The sequence below is a fragment of the Chitinophaga dinghuensis genome (assembly GCF_003259435.1).
Lineage (GTDB): Bacteria > Bacteroidota > Bacteroidia > Chitinophagales > Chitinophagaceae > Chitinophaga > Chitinophaga dinghuensis.
Genome location: NZ_QLMA01000003.1, coordinates 330,339 through 350,265, shown reverse-complemented (window position 1 = coordinate 350,265; position 19,927 = coordinate 330,339). Strand labels below are relative to the sequence as shown.

The window sequence follows — 19,927 nt, the reverse complement described above, 5'->3', positions numbered from 1 at the left end:
TGTTTCTTTGATGCACTTAGCATCTATTTGTAGCGAGGAGCGGATTCGAACCACTGACCTTCGGGTTATGAGCCCGACGAGCTACCTCTGCTCTACCTCGCAATGAGGGTGCAAAGATAGGTTTTTTTCTATTCGCGCCAAATATATTTTCAAAAAACACAAATAAGTCACGCTAAACAGCGTGACTTATAGTAGATAACAACTATATAACTAAACCCCAAAATGATTGATAGCAGCGGATTACAGGCTATTTACCGACCAAGATCAAAGGCATTTTTGCGAGGGATAAATAAATATATTTACTATTAGATTTTATGGTTAGATCTGGATTTTGATGGATGCGAAACATGAATTTCACCCATCGGCAACAGGGACATGGTTCCTTCTCACGATCTAAAAAGGAAGATCATCTGCGGGCATTTCCTGTTCTTGCACCGCTTCTGGCATTGGAGGAATATTGGAGGCGGTTGCTTTTCGTTTTTCTTCTTCTTTACGACTGAGTAGTTGAATGGCGCCTACGCGGAGGTGTAGCGCTCCTGACAATGCCCCCGTATTATTACTAATATAGGCGTCTACTTTGGGAGAGCCTTCCAGATAGACCATTGTACCCTGTAACAGATAAGGCGCCATATTCAGTCGGTCCCAGAGGGAGCAGTCGACCCAGGTAGTTCGTTCCTGGAGTACGCCGGCTGCATTCCGAAAGCGTTCATTGGCGGCTACGGTAAAATTCAATACGGATACGCCATTTACTTCTTTCAATACGGCGTCGCGGCCCAGGTGGCCAATCAATTGTAGTTTAATCATCTCATTAAAAAATTAAACGGGTTAAACAATACATTTCAGGGTGGGCGCTATTTAGACTGAAACGATGATGATCAAATGCAAGGCGATGAATAGTATCTCTCTATTATGCTATATTTCACTATCCGAATTGCTTTACATCTTGTGGTTCATTCTTCATTGCGGACATGGATATATAAAAATTATTATTTTTTTCGTTGGGTCATGCATACCTTTGCATCGGAAACGACTTTCAGTCGCTTTCACATGGGGTGCCTTACTTTCAGGCTGAGATCACACCCAAAGAACCTGGACCAGGTAATGCTGGTTAGGAAAGTGAAAAACAGTTAATATATACACATACATGAAACAGTTACTGTTGTGGGTACTGCTGGGTACAGCAGGTACTTTACAAGCACAATCCGTTGTAACCGGTACCGTTACTAACAAAGCCAACGGCCAACCTTTGGAAGGGGTATCCGTATCCATCAACCAACAAGGCACACTGACTGATAGCAAAGGGCATTACAGCATCCACCTGAAAAAGAAAGGTCAATTCAAATTACAGGCGACATATTTAGGCTTCAAAGCATATTCCGCCCCTATTGAGACAGCTGACAATACCAAACAGGATATTCATCTGGAAGAAACTGGCCTATTTGTGAAACCAGTTGAAATCAGCAGTCTCCGTGCAGGCAAGAACTCTCCTTTTGTCAACAGTACACTTTCTGCTGAGGAGATTAAAAAAGAAAATCTTGGCCAGGACTTACCTATTCTGTTAAGTCAGCTTCCAGCCGTAGTGACCAGCTCTGATGCAGGTACAGGCATTGGCTACACTGGTATGCGTGTGCGCGGCTCCGACATTACGCGTATCAATGTTACTGTCAATGGTATTCCCATCAACGATGCGGAATCACAGGGAACTTTCTTTGTGAATATGCCGGATTTCGCCAGTTCTGTGAACAGTATTGAGTTACAGCGCGGCGTAGGTACGTCTACCAATGGAGCTGGTGCATTCGGTGCAACGCTCAATCTGAGTACGAACGAATTCCGCGACAAAGCCTATGGCGACATCAGCAACAGCTTCGGTTCATTCAATAGCTGGAAACACACTGTTAAAGTGGGTTCCGGATTAATCAATGATCACTTCACCATCGATGCACGTCTGTCAAAAATATCTTCTGACGGTTATATTGATCGTGCTTCTTCTGACTTGAAATCATTCTATACCTCAGCTGCGTATATTTCCAAGAAAACGGCAGTACGACTGAATGTATTCTCCGGAAAAGAGAAAACTTATCAGGCCTGGTATGGCGTTCCACAAGCATTGTTGTCAACAGACCGCACCTATAATCCTGCCGGTACAGAAAAACCAGGTACGCCTTACGACAATCAAACTGATAACTACCAACAAGATCATTACCAGTTATTCCTTAACCAGGAAATTAATTCACATCTTAATTTCAATGTTGCCGGACACCTTACCCGTGGCCGCGGATACTACGAAGAGTACAAAGCGAAGCAGGCATTTTCGGATTACGGCCTCACGCCTGTACAAATCAATGGCGCCACTGTTGACACCACAGATCTTGTTCGTCAACTCTGGCTGGACAACTACTTCTATGGCGGTATCTTCTCTGTAAATCGTACTGGTAACCGCTTCAACTGGAGCCTCGGTGGCGGCTGGAACCGTTACGAAGGTCAGCATTATGATAAAATTATCTGGGCTTATGCCGGCATCGATAAAGATCATGAATACAACCGCTTTCCTGCGGACAAAAACGATTTCAATATCTACTGGAAGGGACAGTATAAACTCACCACTGCCTTCCAATTATTTGTAGACATGCAATACCGGAATGTACAGTATAACATGAACGGCTTCGATGATGCGCCAGATTACAAGCCACACGTGAATTATAATTTCTTTAATCCTAAAGCAGGTATCAATTATTACATCAATACCAATAACCGGATATTTGCTTCCTTTGCTGTAGGACATAAAGAACCTAACCGTACGGATTTCGAATCCAATATCGGCGCTAATGAACCGAAACCCGAAGTACTCCGCGACCTCGAAGCCGGATACAACTGGAGTAATAGCATTGCCTCTATCCAAGGAAATGTGTACTACATGAACTACCGCAATCAACTGGTTCAAACCGGCAAACTCAATGATGTAGGTGCCTACGTACGTACCAATATTCCTAAAAGTTACCGCCTCGGTGTAGAAATCCAGGGAAATGTAAAATTAAATCACATCTTCTCCCTCTCTGCCAATGCAGCCCTCAGCCAAAACAAAGTGCTGGACTTTGCTGGTATCTACTACGATGCGGACAACACCCCTCATACGTTGCAATTCGGGAATACTGATATCTCCTACTCCCCTGCATTCGTTGGCGGTTATATCCTGACCGCTAAACCCATCAAAAACCTGAACATTGATCTGGTAGGAAAATATGTAAGCAGACAATACATGGACAACACTGGCAATAAAGCAAGTAGCCTTGATCCTTATTATGTAAATGACCTGCGATTCAATTACATCATTCCACAACCTTTATTCCGCGAATTAGGTGTGCAACTGATGTTGAATAACATCTTCAATAATCTCTACCAACCCAATGGCAGTACCTATGGTATGTATGCTAATGGGAAAGTAGTCCCAGATAATTATTACTATCCAATGGCAGGATTTAACTTCTTTGCCGGCGTAAATATTGGTTTCTAAGTGAAACAACAGTAGTGAGGTGCAGCTGTCATCTCACTACTGTTTTATTATTCGCGTAAGAGAGGAAAAAATCACAGGAAAAGAAAAAAAAAATTCAAACCCCACTCCTCCTCACTCCTGCTTCATCGATGTTCTCCAGGACAAACAAAAGCAGAATCGGATGAAATATATTTCAAATTATACAAGGTTAACTTCAGCAATTCTCTCCTGGAAATTAAAGCGCAAGGACTTATATAAGAGGATAATGGATCTACAAATGTGAAAGACACCATCTCCTTTATTCCATAAGAAGTATCAGCCAATAACAAATTGATACTGCCGGAGACCTCCTCCCTGGCGGATTTAAGTCGATGTAAAGCATTGTAATAAGCCTTCTTGTCAGCCTCCAGCCCACTACTGTATTCCGCTTTGTTGAGAGATCGTTCATAAGCTACTTTAAACGACACCACACTGTCAAGAATTTTAAGTCGCTGTTCACTGAGTGACGTATTTCCCACTGCTATTTTAACGTTTTTCTGCTGTGGTGGTACGCAACCTGACATTGAAAGGAATAAGCCACACAACAAAAAGGGAAGAGGATATTTTTTAAAACTGGTATGCTGCATAAGGTACAAGGATATTATTTTGATTAAAATATGAATGCCTTTTATAAACTGCGAATGCTCGCCCTATCCTTTCATGATTGAACAAATCAGCCCCTAATCAAGCTACAAAATAATCTCATTACTTGTATCCGGAACGACTAAACAATCACTCCTATCACAATCTTCAGTATCTCTGTCATTCTGAATATCAATATTATCCTATATTTGTCCAACATCCATTAGCCCTAATATTAACTTTATTTAATGCGACCCGTATACCTGATCATTCTTCTTGCTGTATGCACTATCCATGTAAATGCACAGGATAGCCTAATAAAGAAAAGCATAGACATCCCGAATAAATATTACAATACCGTCCAGCGTAAAGCAGATGTACTGGATCGGCAACTGACTAAAAGAACTGAAAAAGCGTTGAATCGTCTTTCCAAATATGAAGAGAAGATGAAAAAGCGCATGATGAAGATAGATTCCACTTCAGCAAGAAAAATGTTCGACCAAAGTCAGGATAAGTATACCGCTCTGAAAAATAAACTAAAGTCCAAAGCCGATCATATTCCAGGCAAAAAGCTCTTAGGAAACAACCTAAGTACAGATTCGCTCTTTAATACGCTCAGTTTTCTCAAACAGGCCCAGGGTGTACAATTGCCCAAACTGAACAGTAGTCTGGAATCCGTCACCGCTCTACAGGATAAGCTGGCTGTATTGAATGAGGCAAAATCTTTTATCCAGTCCCGCAGACAACTGCTGAATGCCCAACTGGGAAAAATACCGGATCTCGCAGGGAGTCTTAAAGGCATCAATAAGGAAGCCTACTACTATGCCGCACAGGTAAAAGAACTGAAAGAAACCTTCAGCGATCATAAGAAAGTAGAAAAGAAAGCGCTGGAAATAGCGCAGAAAATCCCTGCCTATAACGACTTTATGGCTAAAAACAGCTATCTCGCCAGCCTACTTGGCACTGGCGCAGGCGGCAGTGGAGAAACGCCCAACTTAGAAGGTTTACAGACCCGGAACCAGGTTGAACAAGCTATTCAGCAAAGACTTGGCGGAGGGCCCAACGCCTCACAGGCCGTAAGCGCCTCTATGGGAGAAGCCCGCGCCAAAATGAATGAACTCAAAAAGAACTTTCCCGATCTGGATAATGCAGGTGAAATGCCCAACTTCAAGCCCAATGAAATGAAATCTAAAAGATTCATACAGAGACTCGAATACGGCGGAAATATCCAGTTTCAGCGAAACACCAACTTTTACCCTACTACCAGCGATATCGCCGCTCAAATCGGCTATAAATTTCATAAAAATGGTGTCGCAGGAATAGGCATGGCCTATAAATTAGGATTAGGTCAGGGCTTTAATCACATCGCCTTCAGTAACGAAGGTCTTGGACTCCGCTCATTTGTAGACTGGAAACTCAAAAACACTTTCTTCCTGAATGGCGGCTATGAACAAAACTACCAACCCATCCAGGTTACCACCAATATCCCTAACCCCGAATCTTGGACGCAGAGTGCATTATTAGGAATCAAAAAGAAATATAAGGTAAGCTCAAAAATGAAAGGAGACGTGAGTCTTTTATTTGATTTCTTGTATAATAGTCATGTTCCGAGGACGGACCCTGTAAAGTTGAGGATGGGGTATAATTTCTAGGAAAGTTTCATCATTAATAATAAATCTCCAACTCAATAATTCCCAATGGACATTTCTATTTGGAACTATTAGACACCGACGGAAAATATGTAGTCCCTCACAAATTAAAGAGATGGCATTGTCGTTAACTACTTAATGTTATTTATTGGAAATGAAACCATTCTACCAACATCTGTGAGCGGAATGGATAGACTATAATCAATTTCAATTTGATTCTTTTTATTAAAAGTCAAATTAGGATATAATAGCACTCCATATTTTACTAACTCAGTCTGAATAGTATCTTCAAACATACTTCTCTTAATGATTGTGTCAATAATACGTTTACCATTCATCTTCACACTTAACGAAGATTCAAAGCTGTGTGTAACGAATTTTTTTATCCCGTAAATCTCAATATACTTTTCTGGTAATATCAAGGTGCTGTCATATGTACAATAATGTTGGAAACAGATCTGAACTTTACTACCACTATAATTAAATGTTGTATCAATTTTTATCGAATCGGAATACTGTTGTAAATATGAATTATAAATACTGCTAAGCTCTACTGAATCTTCATCCAACTCATTAATGGTCTTATCTATAAGATTATTGTATTTCAGACTATCATTTTTGTTAGAATCGATAATGTCCTGACCTTCCTTATGATTATTTGCATTTTTGCAACTAATAAGCAATTGCATTGAAATCAAAATACCATTAAATATTATAGCTAAATATTTCATTCTTTAACATTTTATTACTGTAGGTGTATCAAGAGATAAAAAATTCATCCTTCTTCATCGTTATTTTATTAAAAAAATCTGTTTTCCAAGTATTCATGTAATTAGTATAGGCATTAACCAAATCATGTAATACTTTTATTAATAGATGAGGATTATGTTGAAGTTTTTTGCTTATTGTATTTCTTATCATACCAGTCATGCCATTTCCGCAAATCTTCCTTCGTAAAATCAAACTGCCCAAAATATGTAACCTTTCCAGTTGATGGTATCCCCGTTTCATCCTTCATAAATCGCACACAATTAAGACATTCATATAAGGTATCGTTGGGGGCTACTGCAACTAATGAGTCCATTATCCTAAAGTAATACGCACGCTCAATACTCTTTCTAGGAGTACTTATATAGTAGTTATCAACCTGGCCATACATAATATTAGGTACCAAAAAGAGTACTAGTATAAAAAATCTTCGCTCTGTAAACGACTTAGTTTTCCATTTACTTTTAAGGTGTAACTGTAACATTTGTAGATAGATGTGTTGATCAAAAAAATTAAACTTAAACAGTTGTAAAAAACACCGCTTTTAACTGAAGGCCTTGTTATATAATAATCGACAAATAAATTGAATAATACTAGGCCCTTGACAAGAAGACCAGAAATTCTTCAAAAGTCCAGCCCCGCTCAACAGCATCATTATCAGACATTCCTATAAATGAAATCTCTATAAAAGCACCAGTTGCTTTTTTAAATCCCAATGCAGTACCTCCACCATCTGTACCAATGAAAAAGAGTCCAGGTGCAAATTCACTAACTGAATAATCCTCATTAGCCTTCATCAACTCCTCTAATGGCCAAAAACGAATATATCTACCATCTTCGCCAATCACACCTTCTCCTCCGTTACATTCCTTCATATAGTCTAAATAATCCAAGGGGAAATCAAATGGAAGGCTCTGAACAACCATTCCAAACTCTACAAGAGTGAGAGCAGGGTTTTGCTCAAGATTAGACACCAACTTTTTAATTGTATAATCCATATCTATAGAAAGAAAAATCCAGGCAGATAAATGCAAACAGGATAATCATTTAACGTTCAACTTATTTCAGTACGAACCATTCAGTTTTAGATAATACACCTATTCATTTTGGCCTCCATACGTTGTCACTAATATATGATACACAACAACGATTTCTTTCTGGGATTTGATTAATATTTATCTCAGCAGAACTAATGAGTCACCATCTTATTTTTATCAAGCACCCAAAACTTTCCAGAAAGCAAGAGAAGCAGTCAATGGCATAGCTGTTCCATCGGTCAGCAGGCAGTGGCCGTGGCTTACTACAAGTTATATAAAATAACCTTCTACATTCTTACTCAGAATAAAATCCCGATCTTCAATTGAAATATTCTGGTCTTCATCGTATGGATCTATACTTAGATACATAAAGTTATCTTTTCTAAGAAACTTTAATCGTTCAACATTATAGAAATAATTACTCCGATGATGGTAAAATGAGTACTCTTCAATCTCGGTAAAAGTAAGCTTGATCCGACTATTTACCGGTGTATACAATAACTCAAAATATAAATCAACTATCAGATCTGATTTAGCATCATTATAAATATCCATTCTATATAACTTGGAGCTTATTAAGCTATACTTTCCTGATAAATAATTAATCAAACCTTCATTCTTATCTATATACAGCATACAATTACATTTACTAAAGATCAGTATTTGCAAGATCGTTCATTAAGGAAGCAAATAATTGCCGCCTATTTTTCATACTCCTCAGTTCAATATTGCAGTTATTAAGTAGTAAAATATAAGCTTTTCTCACATCCTATCTTAATACCATCCATCCTTCTTTCAACAAAATCTAAAAGCAAATCTATCTGTTGGTCAAGTTCCCTCACCTACTTGGCTCTTTTCCACGCAGGTTTTGCTCAATACAATTATATAAAAGACGATAACCCTTATAAACCTTATGGAAAGAATACTATTAAATCTGTTAAAGTATCTCCTTTATATGTTAGACATAACGTCAACACCTCTACTAAATTACCATTACGATAGTAATTTTCCTGACATTGAATACCAGATGTCATATAATAATAAGCATTCTTTTTATCATATGACCAACGATTGGGCACTCCAAGGAGAGCCTCAATAAACACCCTTCTTTTACCAATCATGCCATCCTTATTTAATAATAACGTTTCAGAGAAATCAGCTCTTTTATCTAAACACCCAAGCGAATCTAATTGCCAAATCTTTTGGTCAAAATATGGAATATGGAGGGAATCCGATGGCTTGGGTTGGGTTATACTTATTGCAGGTTTTATTGGCATTAATACCAAACAAAGTCCTAAACTAATCACCATATTATTCAAAATATTTATTTACAAAAATACCGACATTTGTTTTCCCGTTGATAAATTCAAGTGCCCCTAAGTTCAAATCGTTAATATTTTGTTGGGGTACTTTGCGTTTATCAGGATTAACGAAACCACCATCCATTTTATTAGGTTCTGCGTTCGGATCAAGTTGATATTCTGGATCAACAATACTATTTCTAGCTACCATTATATTCGGTTGACCTTTTCCAAGCTGATTAAAACCAGCATGAGTCAAACCGATTCCATGTCCGTATTCGTGTGACTCAGTTGTCGTTTCTGGTCTATTGACATCCGGTGTAATATATAATCCCACATTTCCACCACTCTGAGAATTGCGAGTCATTGTATAGGAGCTTCCTTCTAGATTACTTTCTTCAACCCTAATATAATTATTCTTTATATCCTTATTCCCTTCCACATCACTTTTAGTCAAATTCGCTTGATATTTAACTGTCACTGAAAATTTCACTGCATATTCAACGTCGCGGCAACTCGGCGTGCATCATTCTATTATCGGTAAGTATGAACGAGATGAAGTAAAACCCACTATCGATGTAGTGAAGAATATTGCTAACGTTCTGGATACTACCGTGGGGTTTCTGTTAGGGGAGACTAAAAAGCAGGATGTGCTTAAAGACCAGGCTATGCTTAAAAGGCTGAACGATTTTGCTTCTTTTCCGGAGGAAGATAAACAGCATATCCTTTATACGCTGGATGCACTTATTAATAAATTTTAAACTTAAACAGATGCAAAAAGCCAGAGGTCATGGCCTCCGGCTCTTTACATTATAAATTAATTTAGATATCGCTCTTATTTAAAAGTTTAATCTCAATCAATACCTTCCATCTATAATTCAACCCTAAGCCGTCAACGGCTTAGCAAACTGATTCCTAATTTCTTATATGATTCATTGTCATATAATTTATATAGCTCAGGACTATCCATTATATTTTGAATGACATGGATATCCGAATGAAAATTGGGCGGAACATTGGCACTTTCCAATGTATAAATAAATAATGTATCGTGATCGAACTTATACAAAAAAGGTACAAGTCCGGAAAAAAAATAATCCGCATTCTTATTTGGTTCGAACTCCTTGTTCGCAGAATTTGAAATAACAATTACCTGATTATCAGAAGTCATTCCCCAAACCTTTTTCTTCAAGTATATACGCGATTTTCCATTTGAAGACTGCAAAGCAATTACTTCGTTATATACATCTGCATTTCGACTAGGAATGGTTACATAAAATAAGATGAACAAAGCGAAGCCGATACCAATAACTATTCCTCCAATGACTAATATTCTCATTATGTATGGGTTTTAATATGAATGCTCTTATCTTGATGAAAACCAACCTAATTTGACCATCCTTCCTGTATATTCCTGTTCTCCATACCAAGGGGTGGGTCCATAACTTGTTCCGAATAAAACAATCTTTGCTGCATTTACTTTATTGTATTGCCCTTGTTGCAAAGCTCCTGCTAATTTCATATAAGTTTCAAAAGTTATTCCACGTCCAAGGAACCTTCCAGTTCTTCCATTGAGACCAGCTAGATAATTGCCGGCGGAACGAGCTGTATGATACTTTCCATCTAATAATCTGCCAGTCATTGGACCATATGGAGCATAGGTTTTAACATTTTTCAGATCAAATGGCTGATTCAATTTTGATTTTTCTCCAATTTCTTTTAGATCAACTATTTTCTTCGCTTCTGCATGAAGGTTATTTATGGCCTCATCCCATGTAGTACCAAAATCAATTTTCCCAGCTGAGTTTGAGTATCAGGAATAATAAACTCATCCCAAAAAAGAGTTTCTCCCATCTTCTCCCCACCTCTTGACGTATCATTTGTTTTATTACCCTTCTTTTTTTTGCCCTTTTCAGGTTTTTTAAGATCCTTTTCACTTGTAGCATTCATATGTCTATAAACTCCTAAATCACCATCATTATAGACTGCTATAACCCTACCACTTGAATCAGTATGTGTAGAAAACATACCATCCGGGTCCACCAAATTTATTGGGTTATTACGAGTATAATTGTAAGGGGATAAATGATCATCCATTTCTGTCATTGGATCCACCACATGCCATCTCCCCACCTGCGCATCATACATCCTCGCCCCATAATCATACCACTCCAATCCACTTCCATCTCCAAACTCTTCACTCTGCACCTCCTTCCCATTATACTTCATCCGATTCTCAGGATACTTCGTACCTACAAGGGCATTAGAAGAAATCCCCGCCATCGTCAACCCAAACGGATAATAATAGTTTTTCTTAAATCTCTTTCATTAAAGAGCCAATACTGAATTATAACTCAGATACCATTTCCTATTTAGAAGAATAAACATTCGATTAATATAGAATTCAGAAATTGGGATATTTTGCTATTCTCTTTCAGTTTAATTATATCTACTGATATGCTTATTTAGTTATGTATATCAGTCATCCAACGAATCAAAAAAGTAAATTTAGTTTTAGTATCATTCTAATAGTAATCAGAAAAGTACATATTTGTAAGTTTACAGTTTAATTATTTCACTCTATACACATAATATGCTTTAATTATCCCACCTGCTTCTCCTTTTCCATTTAGACTAATATAGTTCAACAAAATGGAATCCGGACACTGTACTTCATTCAGTTCTTTGATGACTCTATAAGAAGAAGACTGTCTTGTAAAATCTTTTAGCTTCCAATCAGCAGCGTAACCTGATAATGGTTGTTCTGTAACTATTACAAGTTGCGAAGTGCAACAACTTATAACTTTCTTCAGATAAAAGTCTCTTACAAAGTGATATTGTTTTTCAATAAAAATTTGTTTTATGGGAATATCATTTGCGGTGGAATCTGCTGTTTTTCCTTTATATTCACAGATAAACGTTCCGGCTTCCTGCGAAATTTCAACAGAAGAACTAACCTGTGGTCCCGGACCATCAGTAATATTAAAGCCACAACTGCAACACATAAGGGCCAAAAACATACCCAATAATCTAACCATGGTACTCATTTAATAATAGTCCCTTTATTTTGTTGTTTGATACTACCTGTGCATCATACTGCCTCGCCGCATAATCATACCACTCCAATCCACTTCTATTTCCAAATTCTTTCGCCTGCAACTCCTTCCCATAATACCTCATCCGATTCTTCGGATATTTCGTTCCCATTAAAGCATTAGAAGGTATTCCTGCCATCATTCATTTTAATATCTCCTTTACTTCTAATTCATCTTATTCCTTTTTCCAAAGATTCTTATAATAAATTATTGGAAATATTCCCACCATAATCCAAACTAGTAATCTAGGTAAAAGAAGATACCAAGGATAACTCGTCCAGTCGCTCCACAAAGTAAATACCCCTCCTATTCCGGCATAAAAACATATATTATTAAGAATTATAGACCAAATAGGCCGCCCTTCATCAGTATTATAATATTTTTTGCCTATTATAATATATCTATAGTGATAATAAACAGAGGCAATCAATATGTAATAAAGTATTGCTAGTACAATATAATTTCTACTACCTGTTTCAATTAGTACAATTACACCCATTAATAAAAGTGCAAGTATATCTAGTATTTTTTTCATCATTATATTAACGAATTGACCTTGTATATACATCTTTGGATTCGCCATCAAGGGTAATCACAGTCTTAACACGGTAAATGTTACAAATTGGTTAACGCCAAGAAGTATGTACGGAAATTATCAGCGGCTTTCGCTTCAGGTATAAGGACAGCTACATTTTCATAGTTTCACAGTGTACAAAAATTCTTCTTTATAGCAACGAATATATGAAGCATCTTCTTTTATTGCTATTTCATCATCCTACAAATAGGATTAAGATGTTGACTTAAAGAGCATGTACGTTCCCTGTGGCGCGCCTCACATTGCCCAAATCCAATATTTATACTATGTTAAAATTGCCCCCAACTGTTCAAGTTGTTATATATCCCTACCTACTCTGTTACAAATAGTTATTCCATATAAGGTCGAGTTTGCACCAAGCCCAGACCTCGCCAGATATGCGCACTTTAACACATAATATCGGACCTTTATAGGGCAAAATAGGTTCTAATCATCTCAAAAAATCAAGGTTATGAAAAAGGTGATAGTTTATTTATTAGCAGCTGGTATGGGTATGACAACCATTGCCATGACACCATCAACAGCATTTGCCAGTCACCGGCATCGCATGATGAGAGAAGAAAGACGAGAAGAAAGAAGGGAACGTAAACATGATCGTTACATATCCATGAGCAATATGAATATGAATTCGAATGATTATTACTACAGAATGATGTGGCCTCAACCCGCACTCCCTGTAAGAGAAGGTTATGTTTCCCCTGATGTACTGAGTACATTCCAAAATAAATACGGGGCTTCCCTTTATGACGTAACTCCACTCAAAACTGTTAATGGCGTTGATCGCTATTCAGTACGTATGATTAATAACGGAGTGGCAGAAGAAGTTATCGTTGACGGTACAGGAGCTCCTGCCTTGTAAATACGATTCCCTTTATCCATGAATATATGGCCTTCCGCGTGCCGGAAGGCTTTTTTATAACTATTTCTTTTTCAATTTTTCTACCTCTTTCTTCAATCCTGCTATCTCCTCATCATACTTTTGCTGCTGATGAATCAGATATAATGTCAACTCTTCTATTTTCTTCAGCAATACTTTATTCATCTCTCCCAAATCTTGACCATTTGTTGCTACTTCAGCCGCAGATGGCACTTCTGGAAGATGATTGTTTGCTTTAATGTACTGCTCCACCTGCTGCAATGATGGGAGGCTATAGCCAGCATCAAATACATAATCCGGCCATCCGGTAGCAGTCACCTTTACCTTCTTTGCCAATACCGTTCCAGCAACAGATAATTTTTCAGAAGGGTTCTCTGTGCCAATACCAACATTGCCATTCACATCGGCTTTGAGGGCTATTTTCGCTGCATCTGGATAAACCGGATTCCCTACCCAAAGATTCCAATCTGCAGTCATAGGAGCACGGGGAACCACAGCCGTTTCTGTACCATTCTCAAATATTTCCGTCCAGGAAAAAGTCATAGCGCGCGAGGCAACTTTGATATGTATAACCATGGTATCATTGTCTCCATAAACGCCTGTTGCCCTTATCCGCATTTTGCAGCTATATCCCTCTCCCATAACGTCTACTGTAAATGCATTCTTCTCAGTTGCACCATATGGGTTACTATTGATTTTACCTGCTTCCCTCCAAATACCAGGATTACCATGGGATGTACTCACCAAATGCACCGAAGCTGATGCATGATTCCCTCGCAGACAGGAAACTGAAATCTCATAAAACCCACTGGCAGCAGCAGATTCTGCCTTCGCAGATAAAAAGGTGACATAATCTCCCACCTTATAGTTTGGAGGAAATTTAATAGTCTTCTGCATTTCCTGGGAAAACGCTGTAAATGTGGACAAAACAAGGCCACACAGCAGTACAAAATAAGCTCTCATATTAGTTTAGGTTATAGGAATCTTAATCCGCTAATTTTTATAATGAGTCGTTAATCGGGAACAAACATTGCTACAAGCAGCTCCAATATTACAACAAATGTTTTCACATTTCAAAAAAACAATCAACAGGAAAACTATTTCAAAATAAAAAACCGGGCAAGAAACTTACCCGGTTCTCTCTTTATCGTCAACAAAGATTTGATCTTTATCTGTCGCAAAAGTAATTAACTATTCAGCAATTTCTCCAGCGCTTTATCCACATTTTCAAATGGGAACCCTTGCAATACCTGGTCCATCTGCGCCGCAATCTGTGCAGTACACAGATTTCCGATGCTACCAGCATGCGTATGCTTCACTTCTTTTTCAGGAGAGAAAGTGCCATGCTCAATATCCATTCCCACTTTTTTATACGCCTCACGGAAAGGCATACCCTGTAATACCAGGTTATTCACCACTTCTACGCTAAACAAATACTGGTACTTTTCATCATCCAGGATATTCTCCTTGATACGAATATTCTCCAGCATCAGTTTACTCATCTGAATACAATCTTTCAATGCCTGGAAGGCAGGGAAAAGATTTTCTTTCAGCAGCTGTAAATCGCGATGGTAGCCGGAAGGAAGATTAGTAATCATCATGGCAATTTCATTCGGCAATGCCTGCAGTTTGTTACCATGGCTACGAATCAGTTCCCATACATCCGGATTCTTTTTGTGTGGCATGATACTGGAACCGGTGGTCAGTTCATCAGGGAAACTGATAAAACCAAAGTTCTGATTCATGAACATACAAGCATCCATCGCCATTTTGGCCAGGGTGGCGCCAATACCTGCCAGGGCGAAGGCTACCAGCTTTTCTGTTTTACCACGACCCATCTGTGCATACACCACATTATAGTTCAGGCTATCAAATCCTAACAAAGAAGTGGTTAACTCACGGTCAAGGGGGAACGAAGAACCATAACCGGCAGCAGAACCCAGCGGATTCTTATTCACTACCCGATATGCTCCCTGTAACATGGTCAAGTCATCCACCAGGCTCTCTGCATACGCGCCAAACCACAATCCGAAAGAAGATGGCATCGCAATCTGTAAATGCGTGTATCCTGGAATCAAATGATTTTTATAATGCTCACTCTGTTGCTGCAACAGATCGAAGAGTGATTTTAATTCCTCTACTACCAACTGCAACTCATGACGCAGAAACAGCTTTAGATCCACCAACACCTGGTCATTACGGGAACGACCACTGTGTATCTTCTTGCCTACTTCGCCCAAACGACGTGTCAGCAAGAGTTCCACCTGAGAGTGTATATCTTCTACATCCGCTTCCAGTACGAAGTTTCCTTCCTGGATTTCATGATATATCTTACGCAGCTCTGCTTTCAGTACTGTCAGCTCCTCAGCTTCCAGCAAACCGATAGATTCCAGCATGGTAATGTGGGCCATAGAACCCAGTACATCAAATGGCGCCAGGAAGGCATCCATCTCGCGGTCTTTCCCCACGGTGAACTTCTCTACTGCTGCCAGTGATGTCTTATCTTTTTGCCACAATTTCATAATTCAGATATTTCTAGTTAATGGCTTCCAACAATTTTATATAACTCTCTATCCCGTCTTTTATTTCGGTGAGATAAATGTACTCATCCGCGGTATGTGACCTCGCAGAATCGCCAGGTCCCATTTTCACACTCGTTGCAGGGATTAATGCCTGATCAGAGGTGGTAGGAGATCCATAACAGGTTTTACCAACCGCAATGCCAGCCTGCACAAACGGATGATCCATCGGTATAAAAGATGGACGCATACGCATGCTACGTGGCTTCACTTCTGATTGTACATTCGCTTGTATGATTTCCAGCAGTTCTTCCAGCGTATACTGATCGTTGGCACGAACATCTACTACAAAGGTGCAATCTGCCGGTACAACGTTATGCGCTTTATTGGAGGTATTGATCACCGTTACACTCATCTTCACAGGGCCCAATGTTTCAGATGTTTTAGGGAAACGAAAGTCCCTGAACCACATCAGATCCGGTAAAGCTTTATACAAGGCGTTCTCTCCTTCTTCACGAGCAGCGTGTCCTGCTTTACCAGTACTGGTGCAATCCAGTACCATCAGCCCTTTTTCCGCTACTGCCAACTGCGTTTGCGTAGGCTCGCCTACAATTGCAAATTCGATGGCTGGCAATCTCTCTATAATACTTTCAATACCATTGACACCGCTGATTTCTTCTTCTGCAGTGGCAGTGAGTATGATATTATATTTCAGATCCTCACGATGATAAAAATGCAGGAATGTCGCGATAAGACTCACTAAACATCCACCTGCATCATTACTACCCAGACCATATAATTTACCCTCCACCACATCCGGACTAAATGGATCACGGGTGTACTGTGGATTCGGCTTTACCGTATCATGATGAGAATTCAACAGGATACTAGGTTTCGCCGGGTTAAAATGTTTGTTGTAGGCCCAGATATTGTTCAGATGCCGTTCATGCGGTATCTCCATGGCAGTCAGAAATTCACTGATCAGCGTAGCTGTTCCGTCTTCTTCTCTGCTTAATGATGGGGTAGCAATCATCTGCTTCAGCAGCGCTACTGCCACATCATATAATTTTTCGTTCCACATAGTTAGCAAATTAAGGTGCCTGCTACCGTTGCTGTTGTATTACTCAACACATCTTCGGCATGGCCAATCAGCACTTCCTTCACTCCGTTATTAATTGCACCGAAAGCATTGTCCAGCTTAGGCAGAATGCCGTCCGACAATACCTTCTGGTCCATCAACTGCTGATAAATTTCTTTGTTGATCAGGTTGATTACTGCGTTATCATCATTCGGATCACTCAATACCCCTTTCTTCTCAAAACAGTATATCAGTCTGACATTATATTTCTTCGACAATGCAATCGCCAGTGAGGAAGCAATAGTATCTGCATTGGTATTCAGTATCTGTCCTTTTCCATCATGTGTCAGCGGAGCAAATACCGGCGTAACGCCGCCTTCCAATAAGGAAATCAACGGCGCCGTATTTAATTCGGTAGTTCTTACATCGCCAACGAATCCGAAATCAATTTCCTTTACAGGACGTTTGGTAGCAGGAATGATGTTGGCATCTGCTCCAGTCAAACCAATCGCGTTGCAGTTGCGGGACTGCAGTTGCGCGACTAATTGCTTATTAACGAGACCACCATACACCATCGTAACAACGTCAATTGTATCTGCGTCCGTGATGCGGCGTCCGTCTACATATTTCGATTCAATTCCCAGCTTGTCTCCAATCCTGGTGGCTACTTTTCCGCCGCCATGAATGAGTATCTTTTTAGCGGAAATTGCTGCAAACTTTCCAAGGAAAGTTTGCAGCAATGCCGGGTTATCGATTACGTTTCCGCCTACTTTAATGATAAACAGGTCGATCATAATCCTTTTAATATTTCACTCAATACCGCCTGTGCAGCCCATACACGGTTGCCTGCTTCAGGAATAACGATGGAATTAGGTCCATCCAGCACTTCGTCCGCAATCACCACATTTCTTCTCACAGGCAAACAGTGCATTACCTTTGCGTTATTGGTATGTTTGAGTTTATCATTTGTAACCATCCAGCTACTGTCTGTACAAGTGATTTTTCCATAGTCTTTATAGGAAGACCAGTTCTTCACGTATACAAAATCAGCATCCTTCAGCGCTTCGTCCTGATTGTATTCAATGCGGGCGCCATTGGTGAATTTCTCGTCCAGTTCATAACCTTCCGGATGAGTGATAACGAAATCGGCTTCTCCCCATGCATTCACCCATTGAGCAAATGAGTTAGGAACTGCCTGTGGGAGCGCTTTTACATGCGGCGCCCAGGTCATTACCACTTTCGGTTTGCGGTTTTCCTGCCATCTTTCCTTCATGGTGATCACGTCGGTCAGACTTTGCAGTGGGTGCAGGGTAGCGCTTTCCAGGCTTACCACCGGCACACCGGCATACTTGATGAACTGATTGATATATTTCTCTGTATAGTCTTCTTCTTTGTTTTTCAGTCCAGGGAATGTGCGGATGGCCAGGATATCGAAATATTGTCCCATCACCGCAGCGGCTTCTTTTACGTGTTCGGAAGTATTCCCGTTCATGATAACGCCGTCATTCATTTCCAGCTGCCACCCTTCTTTATCAATATTGAAAACGATTGGTTCCATACCCAACTGCTTTGCAGCTACCTGCGTACTCAAACGTGTACGTAAGCTAGGATTCAGGAATATCATTCCCAATGTCTTATCTTTTCCTAATTCTCTATCCTTGAAGGGATTTTTCTTGTACTCCAGTGCAATCTCCACCAAACGCGGGACACTGGGAACATCGGCTGTTGAAATAAACTGTTTCATTATTATTTCACTTCTTTTCTGAATGCTTCTAAAAATTGATCTGCATTTGCTTTGGTCAGTGCCAGAGAAGGCAGCAGGCGAATTACATTTGGCTTAGCCTCACCGGTGAAAATCTTATGATCTCCCAGCAGATTCTTCCTAACGTGCGCCAGTTCTTCCGGCAGTTCGATACCAATCATCAGACCACGACCTCTAACTTCCAATACTTGCTGGAATTGTTTCAGTTCAGCGATCAGGTATTCTCCGATATTCGCTGCATTCTGCAACAGATTTTCGGATTCGATCACCTCCAAAACAGCCAGGGCTGCGGCACATGCAAGATGGTTACCACCGAAGGTAGTACCAAGCATACCATAACTAGGGGCAATTTTTGGAGAGATGATAATACCGCCGATCGGGAAACCATTTCCCATGCCTTTAGCCATGGTATAGATATCAGCATTTACGCCGGCATAGTCATGTGAAAAGAATTTACCGCTTCTGCCATATCCGCACTGTACGGAATCCGCAATGAATACTGCATTGTGCGCATCGCAGAGAGAACGGATCTTTTGAAGGAAAGCCTCGCTGGCTACACGGATACCGCCAACACCCTGGATACCTTCAATGATAACAGAAGATACTTCATGGTCTTTAAATGCCTGCTCCAGTGCAGCAATGTCTTCCCAAGGCAGAAAAACAATATTATCTGTTTCATTTACCGGCGCTACAATCTTTGGATTATCGGTTGCAGCTACAGCAAGAGAAGTACGGCCATGGAAAGATTTCCTGAAAGCAATTACTTTTTTCTTACCGTTATGGAAAGACGCGAGCTTTAATGCATTCTCATTGGCTTCTGCGCCAGAGTTGCAGAGGAAAAGTTGATAATCTTCCTTTCCTGAAATTTTCCCCAATAAGGCTGCCAGTTGTTCCTGCAGCGGCATCTTGATGGAATTGGAATAGAAGCCTATTTTATGCAACTGGTCTGTCAGCCGTTTCACATAATGCGGGTGGGTATGCCCAATGGAAATTACTGCGTGACCGCCGTACATGTCCAGATATTCAGTTCCCTGATCATCCCAGACATTTGCGCCCAGTGCTTTATCAATTACTATATTGTTTACGGGATAAACGTCGAAAAGTTTCATTTGTAAATTCAGATTGACAATGAAAA

At 39.8% G+C, this 19,927-nt stretch carries 18 protein-coding genes, 1 tRNA gene, 2 pseudogenes and 1 riboswitch; of the genes and pseudogenes, 4 read left to right on the top strand and 17 right to left on the bottom strand.

Features of this window, described 5'->3' with window-relative positions:
- Window positions 1-30: 30 nt before the first annotated feature.
- Window positions 31-102 (bottom strand) — tRNA-Met (locus CLV59_RS10520).
- A 291-nt stretch (window positions 103-393) separates the two neighbouring features.
- Window positions 394-804, bottom strand: a complete 411-nt coding sequence (locus CLV59_RS10515) for a single-stranded DNA-binding protein (protein ID WP_111591987.1) — start codon at window positions 802-804, stop codon at window positions 394-396.
- A 234-nt stretch (window positions 805-1,038) separates the two neighbouring features.
- Window positions 1,039-1,132, top strand: a riboswitch (TPP riboswitch).
- Between the two features lie 12 nt (window positions 1,133-1,144).
- On the opposite strand from CLV59_RS10515, the gene CLV59_RS10510 reads away from it, so the two are divergent.
- Window positions 1,145-3,511 (top strand): TonB-dependent receptor, encoded by a 2,367-nt coding sequence (locus CLV59_RS10510; protein ID WP_111591986.1) that lies wholly within the window; start codon window positions 1,145-1,147, stop codon window positions 3,509-3,511.
- 122 nt (window positions 3,512-3,633) lie between these two features.
- Here CLV59_RS10510 and CLV59_RS10505 read toward each other — a convergent pair whose 3' ends face one another.
- Complete coding sequence (locus CLV59_RS10505) at window positions 3,634-4,008, bottom strand: hypothetical protein (protein ID WP_146616160.1); 375 nt, start codon at window positions 4,006-4,008, stop codon at window positions 3,634-3,636.
- Window positions 4,009-4,359: 351 nt separating this feature from the next.
- Between CLV59_RS10505 and CLV59_RS10500 the strand changes: the two genes are divergently transcribed.
- A complete protein-coding gene (locus CLV59_RS10500; RefSeq protein WP_111591984.1) occupies window positions 4,360-5,763 on the top strand; it encodes a hypothetical protein in 1,404 nt (467 codons plus the stop codon).
- 128 nt (window positions 5,764-5,891) lie between these two features.
- On the opposite strand, the gene CLV59_RS10495 is transcribed toward CLV59_RS10500, so the two are convergent.
- The 4 genes from CLV59_RS10495 to CLV59_RS10470 form a co-directional block, all read right to left on the bottom strand.
- A complete protein-coding gene (locus CLV59_RS10495; protein ID WP_111591983.1) occupies window positions 5,892-6,491 on the bottom strand; it encodes a hypothetical protein in 600 nt (199 codons plus the stop codon).
- A 630-nt stretch (window positions 6,492-7,121) separates the two neighbouring features.
- Entirely contained in the window at window positions 7,122-7,562 is a 441-nt protein-coding gene (locus tag CLV59_RS10485; RefSeq protein WP_111591981.1) for an SMI1/KNR4 family protein, read from the bottom strand.
- A 914-nt stretch (window positions 7,563-8,476) separates the two neighbouring features.
- Entirely contained in the window at window positions 8,477-8,875 is a 399-nt protein-coding gene (locus tag CLV59_RS10475; RefSeq protein WP_111591979.1) for a hypothetical protein, read from the bottom strand.
- 1 nt (window position 8,876) lies between these two features.
- A complete protein-coding gene (locus tag CLV59_RS10470) occupies window positions 8,877-9,323 on the bottom strand; it encodes a hypothetical protein (RefSeq protein WP_111591978.1) in 447 nt (148 codons plus the stop codon).
- Window positions 9,324-9,384: 61 nt separating this feature from the next.
- On the opposite strand from CLV59_RS10470, the pseudogene CLV59_RS10465 reads away from it, so the two are divergent.
- Window positions 9,385-9,627, top strand: a pseudogene (locus CLV59_RS10465) (helix-turn-helix domain-containing protein); the annotation flags it as partial.
- A gap of 131 nt (window positions 9,628-9,758) precedes the next feature.
- Here the strand turns inward: CLV59_RS10465 and CLV59_RS10460 are convergent.
- The 4 genes and pseudogenes from CLV59_RS10460 to CLV59_RS10445 all read right to left on the bottom strand — a co-directional run bounded on the left by CLV59_RS10460 (window position 9,759) and on the right by CLV59_RS10445 (window position 11,904).
- Complete coding sequence (locus CLV59_RS10460; RefSeq protein ID WP_111591976.1) at window positions 9,759-10,205, bottom strand: hypothetical protein; 447 nt, start codon at window positions 10,203-10,205, stop codon at window positions 9,759-9,761.
- 27 nt (window positions 10,206-10,232) lie between these two features.
- Entirely contained in the window at window positions 10,233-10,562 is a 330-nt protein-coding gene (locus CLV59_RS10455; protein ID WP_111591975.1) for a hypothetical protein, read from the bottom strand.
- A 62-nt stretch (window positions 10,563-10,624) separates the two neighbouring features.
- Window positions 10,625-11,158: pseudogene (locus CLV59_RS10450) on the bottom strand (RHS repeat-associated core domain-containing protein); the annotation flags it as partial.
- Window positions 11,159-11,436: 278 nt separating this feature from the next.
- Window positions 11,437-11,904 carry a hypothetical protein gene (locus CLV59_RS10445; protein ID WP_111591973.1) on the bottom strand — a complete coding sequence of 156 codons (468 nt, stop codon included), beginning with the start codon at window positions 11,902-11,904 and terminating at the stop codon, window positions 11,437-11,439.
- A gap of 1,103 nt (window positions 11,905-13,007) precedes the next feature.
- Between CLV59_RS10445 and CLV59_RS10430 the strand changes: the two genes are divergently transcribed.
- Window positions 13,008-13,415, top strand: a complete 408-nt coding sequence (locus CLV59_RS10430; protein ID WP_111591970.1) for a hypothetical protein — start codon at window positions 13,008-13,010, stop codon at window positions 13,413-13,415.
- A gap of 60 nt (window positions 13,416-13,475) precedes the next feature.
- Here the strand turns inward: CLV59_RS10430 and CLV59_RS10425 are convergent, their stop codons facing one another.
- The 6 genes from CLV59_RS10425 to CLV59_RS10400 all read right to left on the bottom strand — a co-directional run bounded on the left by CLV59_RS10425 (window position 13,476) and on the right by CLV59_RS10400 (window position 19,901).
- Window positions 13,476-14,396 (bottom strand): hypothetical protein, encoded by a 921-nt coding sequence (locus CLV59_RS10425; protein ID WP_111591969.1) that lies wholly within the window; start codon window positions 14,394-14,396, stop codon window positions 13,476-13,478.
- Window positions 14,397-14,620: 224 nt separating this feature from the next.
- Window positions 14,621-15,955, bottom strand: a complete 1,335-nt coding sequence (gene argH, locus CLV59_RS10420; protein WP_111591968.1) for an argininosuccinate lyase — start codon at window positions 15,953-15,955, stop codon at window positions 14,621-14,623.
- A gap of 13 nt (window positions 15,956-15,968) precedes the next feature.
- The gene (locus CLV59_RS10415) at window positions 15,969-17,033 is read right to left on the bottom strand and encodes a M20 family metallo-hydrolase (protein WP_111591967.1); all 1,065 of its coding nucleotides are present in this window, start codon (window positions 17,031-17,033) and stop codon (window positions 15,969-15,971) included.
- 2 nt (window positions 17,034-17,035) lie between these two features.
- Window positions 17,036-17,824 carry an acetylglutamate kinase gene (gene argB, locus CLV59_RS10410; protein WP_111591966.1) on the bottom strand — a complete coding sequence of 263 codons (789 nt, stop codon included), beginning with the start codon at window positions 17,822-17,824 and terminating at the stop codon, window positions 17,036-17,038.
- The gene (locus CLV59_RS10405; RefSeq protein WP_111591965.1) at window positions 17,821-18,774 is read right to left on the bottom strand and encodes an N-acetylornithine carbamoyltransferase; all 954 of its coding nucleotides are present in this window, start codon (window positions 18,772-18,774) and stop codon (window positions 17,821-17,823) included. Before CLV59_RS10405 ends, argB begins: the two co-directional genes overlap by 4 nt.
- A 2-nt stretch (window positions 18,775-18,776) precedes the next feature.
- On the bottom strand, window positions 18,777-19,901 hold the full coding sequence (locus tag CLV59_RS10400) for an aspartate aminotransferase family protein (protein ID WP_111591964.1): 1,125 nt from the start codon (window positions 19,899-19,901) through the stop codon (window positions 18,777-18,779).
- Window positions 19,902-19,927: the final 26 nt, after the last annotated feature.

Excerpts from the sequence above, each read along its gene's own strand:
- argH (WP_111591968.1), bottom strand. The coding sequence starts at position 15,955 with ATGAAATTGTGGCAAAAAGATAAGACATCACTGGCAGCAGTAGAGAAG.
- CLV59_RS10475 (WP_111591979.1), bottom strand. The coding sequence starts at position 8,875 with ATGGTGATTAGTTTAGGACTTTGTTTGGTATTAATGCCAATAAAACCT.
- CLV59_RS10430 (WP_111591970.1), top strand. The coding sequence starts at position 13,008 with ATGAAAAAGGTGATAGTTTATTTATTAGCAGCTGGTATGGGTATGACA.
- CLV59_RS10500 (WP_111591984.1), top strand. The coding sequence starts at position 4,360 with ATGCGACCCGTATACCTGATCATTCTTCTTGCTGTATGCACTATCCAT.
- CLV59_RS10460 (WP_111591976.1), bottom strand. The coding sequence starts at position 10,205 with ATGAGAATATTAGTCATTGGAGGAATAGTTATTGGTATCGGCTTCGCT.
- CLV59_RS10495 (WP_111591983.1), bottom strand. The coding sequence starts at position 6,491 with ATGAAATATTTAGCTATAATATTTAATGGTATTTTGATTTCAATGCAA.
- CLV59_RS10425 (WP_111591969.1), bottom strand. The coding sequence starts at position 14,396 with ATGAGAGCTTATTTTGTACTGCTGTGTGGCCTTGTTTTGTCCACATTT.
- argB (WP_111591966.1), bottom strand. The coding sequence starts at position 17,824 with ATGATCGACCTGTTTATCATTAAAGTAGGCGGAAACGTAATCGATAAC.
- CLV59_RS10445 (WP_111591973.1), bottom strand. The coding sequence starts at position 11,904 with ATGGTTAGATTATTGGGTATGTTTTTGGCCCTTATGTGTTGCAGTTGT.
- CLV59_RS10405 (WP_111591965.1), bottom strand. The coding sequence starts at position 18,774 with ATGAAACAGTTTATTTCAACAGCCGATGTTCCCAGTGTCCCGCGTTTG.
- CLV59_RS10415 (WP_111591967.1), bottom strand. The coding sequence starts at position 17,033 with ATGTGGAACGAAAAATTATATGATGTGGCAGTAGCGCTGCTGAAGCAG.
- CLV59_RS10400 (WP_111591964.1), bottom strand. The coding sequence starts at position 19,901 with ATGAAACTTTTCGACGTTTATCCCGTAAACAATATAGTAATTGATAAA.
- CLV59_RS10515 (WP_111591987.1), bottom strand. The coding sequence starts at position 804 with ATGATTAAACTACAATTGATTGGCCACCTGGGCCGCGACGCCGTATTG.
- CLV59_RS10510 (WP_111591986.1), top strand. The coding sequence starts at position 1,145 with ATGAAACAGTTACTGTTGTGGGTACTGCTGGGTACAGCAGGTACTTTA.